11 protein-coding genes are annotated in these 14,190 nt (G+C 64.8%); 9 read left to right on the plus strand and 2 right to left on the minus strand.

Features of this window, described 5'->3' with window-relative positions; all coding sequences use genetic code 11:
- Window positions 1–118: 118 nt before the first annotated feature.
- The 6 genes from ASE95_RS08455 to ASE95_RS08480 all read left to right on the plus strand — a co-directional run bounded on the left by ASE95_RS08455 (window position 119) and on the right by ASE95_RS08480 (window position 6,179).
- The gene (locus tag ASE95_RS08455; protein ID WP_056634444.1) at window positions 119–796 is read left to right on the plus strand and encodes a peptidylprolyl isomerase; all 678 of its coding nucleotides are present in this window, start codon (window positions 119–121) and stop codon (window positions 794–796) included.
- Window positions 796–1,821, plus strand: coding sequence for a tRNA preQ1(34) S-adenosylmethionine ribosyltransferase-isomerase QueA (gene queA / locus ASE95_RS08460; protein WP_056634446.1), 1,026 nt, complete (start codon window positions 796–798; stop codon window positions 1,819–1,821). Before ASE95_RS08455 ends, queA begins: the two co-directional genes overlap by 1 nt.
- A 166-nt stretch (window positions 1,822–1,987) precedes the next feature.
- A complete protein-coding gene (locus ASE95_RS08465) occupies window positions 1,988–4,675 on the plus strand; it encodes a PAS domain-containing hybrid sensor histidine kinase/response regulator (protein WP_056634449.1) in 2,688 nt (895 codons plus the stop codon).
- Between the two features lie 217 nt (window positions 4,676–4,892).
- Window positions 4,893–5,498: a Crp/Fnr family transcriptional regulator gene (locus ASE95_RS08470; RefSeq protein ID WP_235528239.1), complete on the plus strand. Its 606-nt coding sequence runs from the start codon at window positions 4,893–4,895 to the stop codon at window positions 5,496–5,498.
- On the plus strand, window positions 5,495–5,701 hold the full coding sequence (locus ASE95_RS08475) for a hypothetical protein (protein WP_056634455.1): 207 nt from the start codon (window positions 5,495–5,497) through the stop codon (window positions 5,699–5,701). Before ASE95_RS08470 ends, ASE95_RS08475 begins: the two co-directional genes overlap by 4 nt.
- Window positions 5,702–5,711: 10 nt before the next feature.
- Window positions 5,712–6,179: a DUF2243 domain-containing protein gene (locus ASE95_RS08480; RefSeq protein ID WP_056634459.1), complete on the plus strand. Its 468-nt coding sequence runs from the start codon at window positions 5,712–5,714 to the stop codon at window positions 6,177–6,179.
- Between the two features lie 22 nt (window positions 6,180–6,201).
- On the opposite strand, the gene ASE95_RS08485 is transcribed toward ASE95_RS08480, so the two are convergent.
- Window positions 6,202–7,338, minus strand: a complete 1,137-nt coding sequence (locus ASE95_RS08485; protein ID WP_056634462.1) for a cellulase family glycosylhydrolase — start codon at window positions 7,336–7,338, stop codon at window positions 6,202–6,204.
- Between the two features lie 157 nt (window positions 7,339–7,495).
- Here ASE95_RS08485 and ASE95_RS08490 point away from each other — a divergent pair, with 157 nt between their 5' ends.
- From ASE95_RS08490 to ASE95_RS08500, 3 genes are all read left to right on the plus strand, one after another.
- Window positions 7,496–10,231 (plus strand): TonB-dependent receptor, encoded by a 2,736-nt coding sequence (locus ASE95_RS08490; RefSeq protein WP_056634464.1) that lies wholly within the window; start codon window positions 7,496–7,498, stop codon window positions 10,229–10,231.
- A 23-nt stretch (window positions 10,232–10,254) separates the two neighbouring features.
- Window positions 10,255–11,247: a family 43 glycosylhydrolase gene (locus ASE95_RS08495; RefSeq protein ID WP_235528241.1), complete on the plus strand. Its 993-nt coding sequence runs from the start codon at window positions 10,255–10,257 to the stop codon at window positions 11,245–11,247.
- Window positions 11,248–11,358: 111 nt separating this feature from the next.
- Complete coding sequence (locus tag ASE95_RS08500; RefSeq protein WP_056634467.1) at window positions 11,359–12,249, plus strand: ATP-grasp fold amidoligase family protein; 891 nt, start codon at window positions 11,359–11,361, stop codon at window positions 12,247–12,249.
- Between the two features lie 9 nt (window positions 12,250–12,258).
- On the opposite strand, the gene ASE95_RS08505 is transcribed toward ASE95_RS08500, so the two are convergent.
- Window positions 12,259–13,707, minus strand: coding sequence for an oligosaccharide flippase family protein (locus tag ASE95_RS08505; protein ID WP_056634470.1), 1,449 nt, complete (start codon window positions 13,705–13,707; stop codon window positions 12,259–12,261).
- Window positions 13,708–14,190: the final 483 nt, after the last annotated feature.

Raw genomic sequence — 14,190 nt, forward strand, 5'->3', positions numbered from 1 at the left:
GTTCCCTTCCGCATTCCCGCACGGCTCAAGACCTTGGCGTCCCGGCGCTCGCGTTCAGTTTGGCGCAAGGTCGCTTTTAGTCTAGGGCAGGGCAACCCGATTTCACCCGAAAGACCCGATGCGCCCGTTCGCCCTTATCGCCGCCGCGCTTGCCGCGATCGTGTCCGTTCCTGCCGCCGCGCAGGAGCGTCTCCCCGCTCCGCCGTTGTCTGACAAGACCAACATCTGGCTGCTCGATCTCTCGACGGGTGGCCGCGTCGAGATCGCGCTGCGTCCCGACGTCGCGCCGAAGATGGTCGAGCGGATCAAGACGCTGACTCGCCAGCGTTTCTACGACGGCTTGCTGTTCCACCGTGTGATCGATGGGTTCATGGCGCAGGGTGGCGATCCCAAGGGCGACGGCACCGGCGGTAGCCAGCTTCCCGACTTGCCCGCCGAGTTCAACTATATGCCACACGTCCGCGGCGCAGTGGCGGCGGCCCGCGCCGAGAAGGAGGACAGCGCGAACAGCCAGTTTTACATCGTGCTGCAACCGCGCTTCCAGCTCGACAAGAAATATACCGTTTTCGGTCGCGTGATCGCCGGCATGAACTATGTCGATGCCATCGAGAAGGGTGAGCCGCCGCAGAACCCGTCACGGATTGTCCACGCCTATATCGCGTCGGACAATCCTCCAGCTTATCAGCCGCTTCCGGTCGCCGCGCCGCCGACTTTGCCTGCAACGTTGCCGACGCTGCCGACGCTGCCCGAAACGAAGCCGGCTGCCGCGCCGCGGAAATCCGCCAACCGCCGCTGATGCACGTCGATCTGTTCGATTTCGCGCTTCCGCCAGAACGGATCGCGCTGCGCCCCGCGACGCCCCGCGACGCCGCGCGGATGCTGGTGGTGACGCCGGAGGGACTTGCCGACCGCATCGTTGCGGATTTGCCGTCCCAACTGCGCGCCGGTGACCTGCTGGTGTTCAACGACACGCGCGTGATTCCGGCACAGCTGGAGGGAACACGCGGAACGGCGCGGATCGGTGCGACGCTGCACAAGCGCGAGGGACCACGTCGCTGGCGCGCCTTCGTACGCAACGGTCGACGTCTGCGCGAGGGTGACGCGATCGACTTCGGCCACGAGGTCACCGCCACCGCGCACGATCGGGAGGAGGATGGCAGCTGGGCGCTGGCCTTCGCCGGCGACGAACCGGTCGAGCTTCTGCTGGAGCGTGCCGGTCGCATGCCGTTGCCGCCGTACATCGCGGGCAAGCGCGACACCGACGCGCGCGATGCCGCCGATTACCAGACGATGTTCGCCGCCGAACCCGGTGCGGTCGCCGCGCCGACCGCCGCCCTGCACTTCACGCCCGCGCTTCTCGCCGCGCTTCAACACGGACGCATCGACCATGCGACGCTGACGCTGCATGTCGGGGCGGGTACTTTCCTGCCGGTCAAGGCCGAGGATACCGCCGACCATCGGATGCATGCGGAATGGGGTCGCATCGACGCCACAACCGCCGCGCGCCTCAACGCGGTGCGGGCGGGCGGCGGGCGCGTAATCGCGGTAGGCACCACCTCGCTACGGCTGGTCGAAAGCGCGACGGATGCCGATGGGCAGGTCCAGCCGTTCGAGGGCGACACGTCGATCTTCATCACCCCCGGCTACCGCTTTCGCGGTATCGATGGGCTGATGACCAACTTTCATCTGCCCCGGTCGACCCTGTTCATGCTGGTATCGGCGTTGATGGGCCTCGACAGAATGCAGGCGGCCTACGCTTACGCCGTCGAGAACGACTATCGCTTCTACTCCTACGGCGATGCCAGCCTCCTGATTCCCTGAGCATCCCCGCGCCACCCTGCTCGCCTGACGCACTATGGCAAGTGCTCGCTAACTTTGCGCAGACGTGCGACAAAGCTGATACGAATCAATCATCGCTTGGTAGATTACGTCCGATTGACTGGCATAGATCGGAGCGTTCTAGGTAGGATGGGGGGGGCGAAGACCAGTGAACTCCATCGAACGCCGTCTGAATGCCATCGTCGCCAACTCCCGGATGGCCATCTTCCTGATGGACGACCGGCAGCAATGCATCTTCATGAACGAGGCGGCGGAGGCGCTGACCGGCTATCGGCTGGATGAGGTTCTGGACCGGCCTTTGCACGACGTGGTCCATCATCAGCACCCCGATGGTCGATCCTATGCCCTGGCGGAATGCCCGATCGATCGCGCCTTCCCGGAATGTGAGCGCATGCAGGGAGAGGAGGTCTTCGTCCACAAGGACGGGCATTTCTATCCGGTGGCTTTCACCGCCTCGCCGATCGCGGGCGACGATGGCGAACCTGTGGGCACGATCATCGAAGTGCGGGATCTGACGGAGGAGAAGGCGCGGGATGCCGCGTTGAAGGAAAGCGAAAGCCGTTTTCGCAACATGGCGGACCATGCGCCGGTCATGATGTGGGTCACCGACCCTTCCGGCTTTTGTACGTATCTGAACCGCCAATGGTATGAATTCACCGGTCAGACCGACGCCGAGGCGCAGGGTTATGGCTGGCTCGAAGCGACACATCCCGATGACCGGCAGCGTGCCGAGGACATGTTCGTATCCGCGAACGCACTCCGGTCGTCCTTCAGGATCGAATACCGCCTCAAGCACGCGTCCGGGGCGTATCGATGGGCTATCGACGCCGCCAGCCCGAGATTTGGCGATGACGGTGAGTACCTCGGCTATGTCGGTTCGGTCATCGATATCGACGAACGCCGCGAGGCGGAGGAGCGGCTGGCGCTGAGCGAGGAGCAACTGCGCCTCGCCCTGGATGTGGCGGAGATCGGCGAGTGGGACGTCGACCACATCAGCGGCAGCATGTTCTGGCCGCCAAGGGTCAAGGCGATGTTCGGTATCTCGCCGGACGTTCCCGTCACACTCGACGATTTTCACAATGGCGTGCACCCGGACGATCGGGAGCGGACACGCGCCGCATATGAGTCGGCGAGCGATCCCGACCGTCGGGCATTGTACGACGTCGAATATCGGACGGTCGGGCGGGAGGACGGTGTCGTCCGTTGGGTCGCCGCAAAGGGACGCGGGCTATTCGATGCGCACGGAGCCTGCTTTCGCGTGATCGGCACCGCGATCGACATCACTGCGCGGAAGGCGGCCGAAATACGGTTGCAGCAACTCAATGAACTGCTGGAGCAGGAAGTCGCGGAGCGTACGGCAGAGCGCAACCGGGTATGGGAGATGAGCCGGGACCTGCTCGGCATCATGGGGTTCGACGGCTTTCTGAAGGCGATCAACCCGGCCTGGCAAACGACGCTCGGCCGCGATACCGAGACGCTGCTGGCCCTGTCGTTCCGCGAGCAGGTTCACCCCGACGATCACCAGGCGGTGGTAGGGGCGATGGAGCGGCTGCGTCGCGGCGAGACGGTGGAAGGGTTCGAGGACCGGATCGCCCACGCGGACGGATCGTGGCGCTGGATCTCGTGGACGCTCGTCCCGGAGGGGGAGGTGTTCTACGCGGTCGGCCGCGACGTGACGCTCGCGAAGGAAGCGGCCCTCGAACTGGCGCTTGCACAGGAATCGCTGCGCCAAAGCCAGAAGATGGAGGCGATCGGCCAGCTGACCGGGGGCGTGGCGCACGATTTCAACAATCTGCTGACGCCCATCATGGGCTCGCTGGACCTGCTGCAACGAAAGAGACTGGGCAACGAACGCGAGCAGCGGCTTATCGAGGGCGCGATCCACTCGGCCGACCGCGCGCGGGCGCTGGTGCAGCGGTTGCTCGCGTTCGCGCGGCGCCAGCCGCTGCAGCCCGCCGCGGTCGATATCGGTGCGCTGGTGGAGGGGATGGCGGATCTGCTCGCCAGCACGACGGGGCCGCAGGTTCGTGTGCTGGTGGAAGTGGCCGACGATCTGCCCCATGCCAAGGCCGATGCAAACCAGCTCGAAATGGCGCTGCTCAACCTCGGCGTGAATGCGCGCGACGCCATGCCGCATGGCGGAACCCTGAGGATCACGGCGACGCGCGACAGCGTCCGCACCCCGCGCGATGGACTCGGTCGGGGGCATTACGTTCGGCTGTCCGTGGCGGACACCGGCATCGGCATGGATGCGGCGACGCTGGCCCGGGCGGTGGAGCCGTTCTTTTCGACCAAGGGTGTCGGCAAGGGCACTGGCCTCGGTCTATCCATGGCGCACGGTCTGGCCGCGCAACTCGGCGGGGCGCTGTTCATCCACAGTCGGGAGCGCATCGGCACCAACGTCGAATTATGGCTTCCGGTCAGCGCCTCGGCGATGGGCATCGACGATCCCTCTCCCGTCCCTCTGCCCGATAGCATTGCCGGTGGCCTGATCCTGCTCGTCGACGATGAAGAGATCGTGCGGACCAGCACCGCGGACATGCTGACCGAATTCGGGTATGAGGTGCGGGAGGCGTCGTCGGGCGAGGCGGCTCTGGACCTCGTCGCGCAGGGCGTCACGCCCGACCTGCTCGTCACGGACCATCTGATGCCGGGTATGAGCGGCGTGGATCTTGCCGTGGCATTGCGCCGGATGTTGCCGGAGCTGCCGGTGCTCATCGTCTCGGGCTATTCCGAAGTCGAGGACGTGACTCCCGGATTGCCGCGGCTGACGAAACCCTTCCGAAGCGCGGAGTTGGCGGCAAGTCTTGCCGCGGTTCTGGTGAAGCGGGCCTGATCTACCGGCTATCCTCGTGCGGAGCACCTCCCGGGAAGCGCGCACGTGTTCCCGCTGCTTCAGGTTAGGGGAGGCATCGACATTCGCGGATAATCGTTACCGCCGCATGATCGAGCGTCATTTCGTTAGGCTACGTGCGCGCGGTCCGCTTTCCCAAGAAGAGGAGCAGGCGATCCGCGCAGCGGTATCGGAGGAGCGCTCCTTTCCGAGAGGCAGCATGATCGTGCCGGCGTTTGTGGTGCAGCACCACAGCACGTTGCTGCTGGACGGCATTCTGTGCCGCTACAAGGATCTGCACGACGGACAGCGCCAGATCACCGAACTGAACGTGGCCGGGGACTTCGCGGATCTGCACAGCTTCACGCTCAAGTATCTCGACCATGATGTCATGAGCCTGACGCCGTGCCGTGTCGCGCTGGTGCCGCATGACGCGTTGCAGGCGATCACCGAACGCTTCGCACGATTGGCGCGAACCTATTGGTTCAGCACGAACCTCGACGCCGCGATCCACCGCGAGTGGGAAGTGTCGCTGGGCCGCCGCACCGCCCGCGCCCGCGTGGCGATGTTGCTGTGCGAACTCTTCGAGCGGTTGCGGATCGTCGGGCTTGTCACAGGGGACGGTTACGATCTGCCGCTTACCCAGGCGGATGTGGCGGAATGCACGGGGCTGACCGGAGTGTCGGTCAATCGGGTGCTGCGCGACCTGCGCGAGGGCGGCCTTGCCACGTTCAACGGTGGAAGGGTCCGTATTCTGGACCGTGACGGATTAAGGCAGGTCGCCGAGTTCGACCCACGCTACCTCTACCTCGGTGACAGCGCGTGAGGCCGCTCGGTTGCCTTGTCGCCCTGCCTGCGCTGTTGGCGAGCGATCCGGCCTGGGCATGCACGCTGTGTCACAGTCGCACCGGCGAGGCCGTTCGGACCGCGATCTTCGGTGCCGATTTCTGGATCAACATCGGGGCGCTGCTCGCCCCCGCTCCCGCGTTGTGCGTCGCGGTTCTCGCAATTCGCAGATACCTGCCGTGAGATGAGGCCGATGGATCACCCGAACCCAACGACGAAGCCACTGGTGACCGCCGGCCTGACGATCGGGATCGGGATGGGCGGCTTCGTGGACGGCATCGTCTTTCATCAGATATTGCAGATCCACAACATGCTGTCGGCGCGGATCTCCACCGACACGCTGGTCGGCGCCAAGGTGAACATGGTGTGGGACGGTCTGTTTCACGCCGCGGTGTGGATCGCGACGGCAGCGGGCATCATGCTGCTGTGGCGTGCCGTCCGGCGGCCGGATGTGGTGTTGTCTGGCAAGGTCTTGTTCGGTGCGACGCTGATGGGTTTCGGCCTCTTCAACCTGGTGGAGGGGGTGATCGACCACCACCTCCTCGGCTTGCACCACGTGTACGAACGATGGGGGCGGTCGATCTGGGATTACGTTTTCCTCGGATCGGGCGTGGCGTTGTTTGCTACCGGATGGTTGATGGCGCGAACGGCCCGGGACTGATCCTGCGGCGGCACGGGCGCGATCACCGCTGTGCCGGCAACTCACCCTTGGGCGCGGTACTCAGCCGCCGGATCAGGTCGGTCTCCGCCTGGCGATAAGGCGTTCCGTCACCGCGAAACACCTCATGGAACCAGATCGTCGGTTCCTCCAGCACATACGGCTTCTTCCAGCTATCCCACGGCAGCCGAGTCTGCGTCTTTCCGTCGACGAAGCCCCAGTTCATCATCGCGACGTTGTACCGCTTGCCGATCGGCAGGGACCCGTCGAAGGTCGAGCCGTTGCCGCGCGCCATATATTCGGTGCACAGGATCGGCCGGTTGTATGGCAGCAACTGCCTGACCCGCGCCTCGAACGTTTCGGGCCAGCTGTAATCGTGGAACGAGATCACGTCGGACTGGCGCAATTGCAGCGTTTCCATCGGCGTCAGCTTGCCACCGGTCGGCGTCCAGTCGTCGTGCTGCCAAACACCAGAGGTGATCGGTTGCGACGGATCGGCGTCGCGCGCCCAGACGAATACCTGCGCCAGCAGCGCGCGGACCAGCGGCTCCTTGCCTTCCTGCCCCTTATACTGGTCGGCACCGTTGTCGGGTTCGTTCCAGACGTCCCAACCCAGGATACGTGCGTCGTCGCGGAAGGCGGCGATGACGCCCTGCACATACGCCTTGTATGCGGGGTAGCGGCGCTTGTCGCGCAAGCCGGGCAGTCCCGGTCCCTGCACCCAGCCCGAATTGTGGACGCCGGGGATCGGCGGGTGCTGTGGTCCCAGCCTGGGATCGGGATCCCAGCAGCTGTCGAACAGCACGAACAGCGGCTTGATCCGGTGGCGCGCGGCGATGGTCAGGAACTCGTCGATGCGGCGGCGGAAACCGGGGGCGTCTCGCTGCCACAATTGATCGTGCAGGAAGACGCGCATCGTGTTCATGCCGGTTCGCTCCGCCCAGCCAAGCTCCCGATCGATCCGCTGCGGATCCCAGGTGGCGGACTGCCACATCTCCAGCTGGTTGATCGCGGAGGCCGGCGTGTAATTGGCCCCCACCAGCCAAGGCTGCGCCTGATACCATGCGTTGGCCTGCGTCTCCGTCCAGCGCGGACGTGCGTCGACGGGCATCGCGGTGGTCGCCGTGGTCGCTGCCAGCAGGACCAGAAGCCGCTTCGTCATTCCACTCTCCCGAACACGAGCGTGGAATATGCCGAGAGACGCGTGCGAATAAAATGCTAATCTTTTTAACTATCCGTTAACACAAGCGAATTCCCCCCGCGCTCCGGCGCGTGTAGGCGCGGGCGCTATAGCGCGGCATCGCGCATGGGAGGATGACGTGAACAAGGCCCTGACCGCGACGGTATCGACGCTGGCGCTGTTCGCCGCCGGGCACGCGACCGCGCAGACCGCGCAGGAGGCACCCAAGCCGACGACGGCTGCGGACGCCAGCGCCAATCCCGTGATCGCCGCCGATGCGATGCAGGACGACGCGACCGCCGGTGAAGACATCGTCGTCACCGGGTTGCGGCGCAGCCTGGAATCGGCGCAGAGCATCAAGCGCAACGCCGAAGGGATCGTCGACTCGATCGTAGCGGAGGATATTGGCAAGCTGCCCGATGTCACCGCCTCCGCCGCGCTGGCGCGCGTCACCGGCGTGCAGGTGACGCGTGCTGCGGGTGAAGCCGCAGGCGTGCAGATCCGCGGGCTGCCCGATATCTCCACCACCTATAACGGGCGCGAGATCTTCACCGCCGAAAATCGCTTCGTCGCGATCCAGGATTTTCCCGCCGGCGCGGTGCAGGCGCTGGAGGTCTATAAATCTTCTACCGCCAACCTGATCGAGGGCGGGATCGGCGGGCAGGTGAACGTGCGGTCGCGCCGGCCGTTCGACTTCGACGGCTTCCAGCTGTCCGGCTCGCTGAACGGCGTGCATTGGGAGCAGAGCCAGCGACTGGATTACAACGGCAACCTGCTGGTCACCAATCGCTGGGACACCGGGATCGGTGAAATCGGCGTGCTGGTGAACGCGGCGATCTCGAACATCGACTATCTGGACGCCACGCGTGAGGTCGATCGCTTCGTTACGCCCGAACCCGGTGCGCCGGCGGATGCGAAGGGCTTCACCCGACCGAACGGGCAGGGTATCTTCTACGGCAGCGGCAATCGCTGGCGTCCGTCGGTGAACGCCGCAGTGCAATGGCGTCCGGCGAGCAATTTCGAAGTCTACATCGATGGCCTGTTTCAGGGCTATCGGGCGGAGGATCGCAACCATTGGCTGTTCGTGCCGACGTTCGGTGATGGTGCGCAATACAGCAACGTGGTGCTGCGCGACGGCAGCAACTCCGTGCAAAGCATGACCGTCAGCGGCGCATCGACCCCCGATGGCTACGATGCCTTTACGAAGGCGCGCACTGATACCTACCAGCTGGCGGGCGGCGCGATCTGGACCGTGGGGCGACTGAAGCTGACCGGCGACGTCGCCTACACCGACAGCACCTATACCCAGCATAGCGCGAACATCGATTACGCCTTCACCAGTTCGCCGACGCGCAACGTCGATTTCGACATCGCGCGCGGGCAGGGTGGGGGCGTGTTCGACTTCGTGAACTTCGATGCGTCCGATCCGAACAATTATGCATTGCGCGGACTGTTCGACGCCAATTTCCGCGCCACCGGCAAGGACTGGCAAGCCCGGCTGGACGCCGAATATGACGTCGGATTGGATTTCCTGCCCAAGTTGCAGGCGGGTGTCCGCTTCAACACGCGTGACGCCGCCCGCTTCAACGGCCAGCGTTATGCCGGGCTGATTCAGACCCAACTGCGCTATCCCGATCTTCCCGTCACGATCCAGCCGATCACGCGCGGTTTCCGGTTCGACAACGACCAGCGGGTCACCGTCTTCCCCGGCGCGACGTTCGACAGCGTGTTCGACAATCGCGATCCGCTGCGCGCGATCGCCGGCTTCACGTCCGGCGATCCGGCGTTCAACGATCAGGAAACGTTCACCGCCTCCGAACGGTCGTGGGCCGGCTACGCCCAGGCCAAATATGCCTTTGACGCCGGCGTCCCGATCGAAGGCAACCTTGGCCTGCGCGTCATCAACACCCGCACGCAGGTGCTGGGTAATTCATTCGACGCCACGACCAGCACCTTCACGCCGGTCGCGCAGACGAACAACTATACCGACTATCTGCCCAACGCCAATCTGCGTGCGACGCTCGCCAACGACCTGCAGTTGCGGCTTGCCTTCACGCAGACGCGCACCCGCCCGAACTTCATCGACCTCAACCCGTCGAGCAACGTCGGCACCGTGCCGACGGCGTGCTCGACCGAGGGGGTGGACACCGTCAATTGCTTCGTGCCGGTCACGTCGGGCAACCCCAACCTGAATCCACTGCGCTCGAACAACTACGACCTGTCGCTGGAATGGTATTACGCGCGTGCCGGTTCGCTGACCGCGGGGGTGTTCCGCCGGGACGTCAGCAATTTCATTTTCCGCAGCACCACCAACATCACCGTCGCCGGCGAACCTGACCGTCGCGTCAACGCGCCCAGCAACGGCGGCGACGGTCGGGTACAGGGCGCGGAGGTGGCGTTCACCGGCTTCCTCGACATCGCCAGCCTGCCGGAATGGGCGCGCGGGTTCGGTGCGCAGGCCAATTACACCTATCTCGACGCCTCGACCGAGCTTGCGCCCGAGTTCCGCAACCGTCTGGCGGGGCAGCAGCCGTTTCCGGGCGTATCCGAACATTCGTTCAATCTGGTGGCGTTGTACGAGCGTCCGGTGTTCTCCGCACGACTGGCGTATAACTGGCGCTCGCGCTTCGCGACCGAATATCAGGATCTGCAGGCCGGGTTCCTGGCGCCCTTGTACCAGAAGTCGTTTGGCGTGATGGATTTCTCGACGACGGTCACGCCGGTGCCGAACGTCACGATCGCCTTTGACATGCTGAATGTTCTCGGCACGCCCGTCCGGAACGAGCGCACGTACAACGATGCGGGCGACTCCTATCCGTTCCAGGTGCGCTATATCGAGCGGAGCTATTCGCTCGGCGTGCGGTTCCGCTTCTGATTGCAACGCGTTAAGGCCCGTCGATGACCATGTTTCGAACGTTTGCCGCCGCCTTGCTATTCGCGGGCGCCGCGGTTCCCGCACTCGCCGACAATCCGCAGTTCCAGGGCGCCGACCCGCATGCGATGATGATCGGTGGCGAGCTGTGGGTTTTTCCGACCGGCGGCCCGGCGGGCAGTTGGGAGGCGGATCGCTTCGGTGCCTTTTCCTCGCGCGATCTGAAGACGTGGCGGCCGCGCGGCGAGCTGATCCGACGTGAGCAGATCCCGTGGATCGGCGCGGACGGCGCGTCGGAGCATTTCCTGTGGGCACCCGGCGTCGCGACGCGCGGTGGCAAATGGTATCTCTATTACTCGGTCGGCCCACAGAACCCGACACCCAGCCGGATCGGCGTCGCGGTCGCTGACCGGCCCGAGGGTCCGTATCGCGACAGCGGCCAGCCGCTCATCACCGGCGGACGCGGCTTCGAGGCGATTGACCCGATGGTCTATGTCGATCCGCGCAACGGCAAGGCGTACCTCTATGCGGGGGGCAGCGCGGGCGCGAAGCTGCGCGCGTGGGAGTTGACGGCGGACATGATCGGGCTGGCGCGCGAAGTGCCGGTCGCCACGCCCAAGAACTTTACGGAGGGGGCGTTCATGCACAAGCGTGGCAACCTCTATTATCTCTCCTACAGCCACGGTCGTTTCGACGGCCCGGATTATTCGGTCCATTACGCCACCGCCGCGTCACCGACGGGTCCGTGGCGGTATCGCGGTGCGATCCTGACCAGCGACAAGCGCCGCAAGGGGCCGGGGCATCACAGCTTCGTGCGCACGCCGGACGGCCGGTGGCTGATCGTCTATCACCGGTGGGAGCAGCCACGCGGAACGGCACCGTTCCGTGGCGAACGGCAGGTGGCGATCGATCGGGTGAGTTACGCCCGCGATGGCCGCATCCTGCCGGTCCGCATGACCGAAGGCAGCGCATCGCCGACATTGTCCTTAAACGGGACAGGTCGCGACGGCAGTAAATAATAGCTTCAAAAAGCGGGTTCTGACTCGCACCGTAAGGGTCTATCGCGCGCGCATCCGCGGCGCCGTGGATCGGGGGAGCTACCCCCGGCGGTGAATCGGGGGAGAGGAAAGATGGCGAATTTGCTGCGCGCGGCCATGCGGCTGCTGTATCGTACGCTGCCGCCCAAGCAGTCGTTGCAGGTGCAATATGCCAAGGCGCTGGGTCGGTGGCCCGATCTCGATAATCCCAAGACCTTCAACGAACACGTGCAGGCGTTCAAGCTGGCACCGCGCAACCCGTTGCTGCCGCTGCTCGCCGACAAGGTGCAGGTGAAGGAGTGGGTGGCCGAGCGGGTCGGGCGCGACGTGGTGATCCCGACGCTGTGGACCGGCAAGGTGCTGCCCGCCACGCCGCCGTGCGCTACGCCGTTCGTGGTCAAGGCGAACCATTCGTCGGGCTGGAATCATTTCGTCCGGGCGGTCGATCCGGCCGAATGGCTGACCCTTCGCGAGACGTCGAAGGAGTGGCTGGCGACCGACTGGTATCCGTACCTCCACGAATGGTGGTATAACGAGATCGAACGGTTGCTGCTGATCGAGCCGATGATTGGCGAAGAGCTGAACGACTATAAGTTCTTCTGCTTCGATGGCGAGGTGAAGGTCGTGCAGGTCGATGGTGGGCGCTTCACCGACCATCGGCGTTCCTTCTACGATCGCGACTGGAAATTGCAGCCCTTCGAACTGGCGCACGACCTGATTGATGGCGACGTGCCGCGCCCGCGTCATTTCGCGCGGATGATCGAATTGGCGGAGACGCTGTCGACGGGCTTTGCCTTCGTGCGGATCGACTTCTACGATCTGGAAGCCGGCCCGATGTTCGGCGAAATGACCTTCGCACCGGGTGCCGGGTTCGAGCGTTTCTCGCCGGATTCGGCCGACGTCATGTTCGGCGACTGGTGGAAGGAAGCCGCGCAGCGCACGCGCCGCGACGACCGGCAGGACTTGCTGCGGGTCGCCGGGTGATCGCCCGGATCAGGTGCGTGCGAACTTCGCCTTGATCGTACGCACCTGATCCAGCCGGAGCAGCAGGATCGCGCCGGCATAGACGACGCCCCCGGTCGCCAGCGCGACCAGCGTCATCACCACGCCGGTGACGCCCGCGAACGGGATCAGCGCGGCGGCCATCGCGCCGCTGGCGACCAGCACCTTCGCGGCGTCGCGGCTGGCCAGCCGAATGCCGAACACGCGCCGCGCCAGCCATGCGCTGACGACATAGCCACTTCCTTGCGCCAGCAGGGAGACGCACGCGATGCCGATCAATCCATAACGGTGCAGCGCCAGCGGGCCGAGCAGCACGAACGTCGCGATCGCCAGCGCCGGGGCGATCATCAGCAGCCGCATGTGGCGGGTCAGCTGGAAGGCGACCTGGAAATGGTAGATCGTCAGCAGCCGCAGCAACGCGGCGGCGGTGACCAACGGCAATAACGGTGCGCTGCGATCCGCCAGTGCGGCGCCCAGCAAGACGTGGCTGACCGGTCCGGCGAGTACAGTCGCGGCAACGACGACGGGCAGACACATCGCCATATAGAGGATGGCATTTCCTTCCAGCAGGGTGCGCGCCCTGTCCGGTCCCTCGTCCTCGTACGCCCTGACCATCGCCGGATACATGGTAATGTTGACCGCCAGCATCGCGAAACCCAGCGTCTTCTGCAGGAGATCGGCGGGCGCGGCGTAATAAGCGACGCTCGATGTGCCGAGGATGTGTTCGACCTGATAGCGATCCAGCACGCCCACGCCGTAGGAAAGCCCCGAACTGAGCATTAGTGGCGCGCCCAGTTTCAGCATGTCGCCCATGATCCGGTGTTCGCCCGCATCGCTAACGCGCAGCCGCAATCGCCGCCACACGTCGTCGGTCGCGATCCCCCCGATCGTCGCGATCGCCTGCCCGATCACAAGACCCAGCAGCACGCCGGCAAGTCCCTGATCGTAGCCAACCACGAGCGCCAGGCCGATGGCCAGCGACAGGGCCGAGCGGGTGACGATCACACCGAACGTATGCCACGCCTCACCGCGGGCGCGGCTGACGACGTTCAGCATCGTCAGCGCAACTTCGCTGACCAGAAACAGCAACAGCACCCACAGCCAGTGCGGAGCCAGTCCGAAGATCGTCCGCCCCGACAGGAACAGCGCGGTCACCGCCAGCGCCAGCATCAGGATGAAGGTCGCGACGATCGTGAACAAGGCGTCGGCGCGGTCCGGGTCGATGCGCGTTGCCGATGTCGGTGAGTACAGCGTTCGCGCACCGACGATCCGCGCCCATTCGAACAGGATCGCGTTGACCAGCAATGCAGTGGTGGTGATCAGAGTGTATTGCCCGAACTCGGCGGGTGGCAGCAAACGCACCCATAACAGCAGGGACACGAAGTTCAGCCCGCTGGAAATCGCAAGGCTGAGGGTGTTGAGAACCGCTGGACGCGCCACGATCTTCCTCTTTCAGTAATACGCTGCGCGCAGATTTGGCGCGTCGGCGATCCGCATCGCCGAAGGTCGGTTCGGATGCGTGGATTTGCACGGGCACATGTGGCCAGATGCTAATGATCTTCTATCAAGCGGCATGGCCGATCAGTGCGCCCTTGATCCCGACGCGCTCGCAGTTTGCGAGCAGGTCGGCCCGCCAGTGCGTCATGTGCGCACCTGAGCGGCCGCGACGCAGGTGCCGGCTACCTCGTTGGCTATCGAGTGCATCGTGCTTGATCCCGCAACGTCCGAAAGCGCGCCTTGTGCATCAAATCGTTCAAACGGCAAGTGATTAGAATGCGACGATGTTGCATGGCAGCATGTCGGCGAGGTGACCCGGTGCGTCGTGATCGGTTCTTACGATGCCCGGATGCGCTCGCAAGGAGAGGCTCGGCGGCCGTTCCCCGAACGCAACCATACCCGACCGCGAAGGGCGACCGGGTATGG

Source organism: Sphingomonas sp. Leaf231 (assembly GCF_001421995.1).
In the GTDB taxonomy this organism is placed as follows: Bacteria; Pseudomonadota; Alphaproteobacteria; order Sphingomonadales; family Sphingomonadaceae; genus Sphingomonas.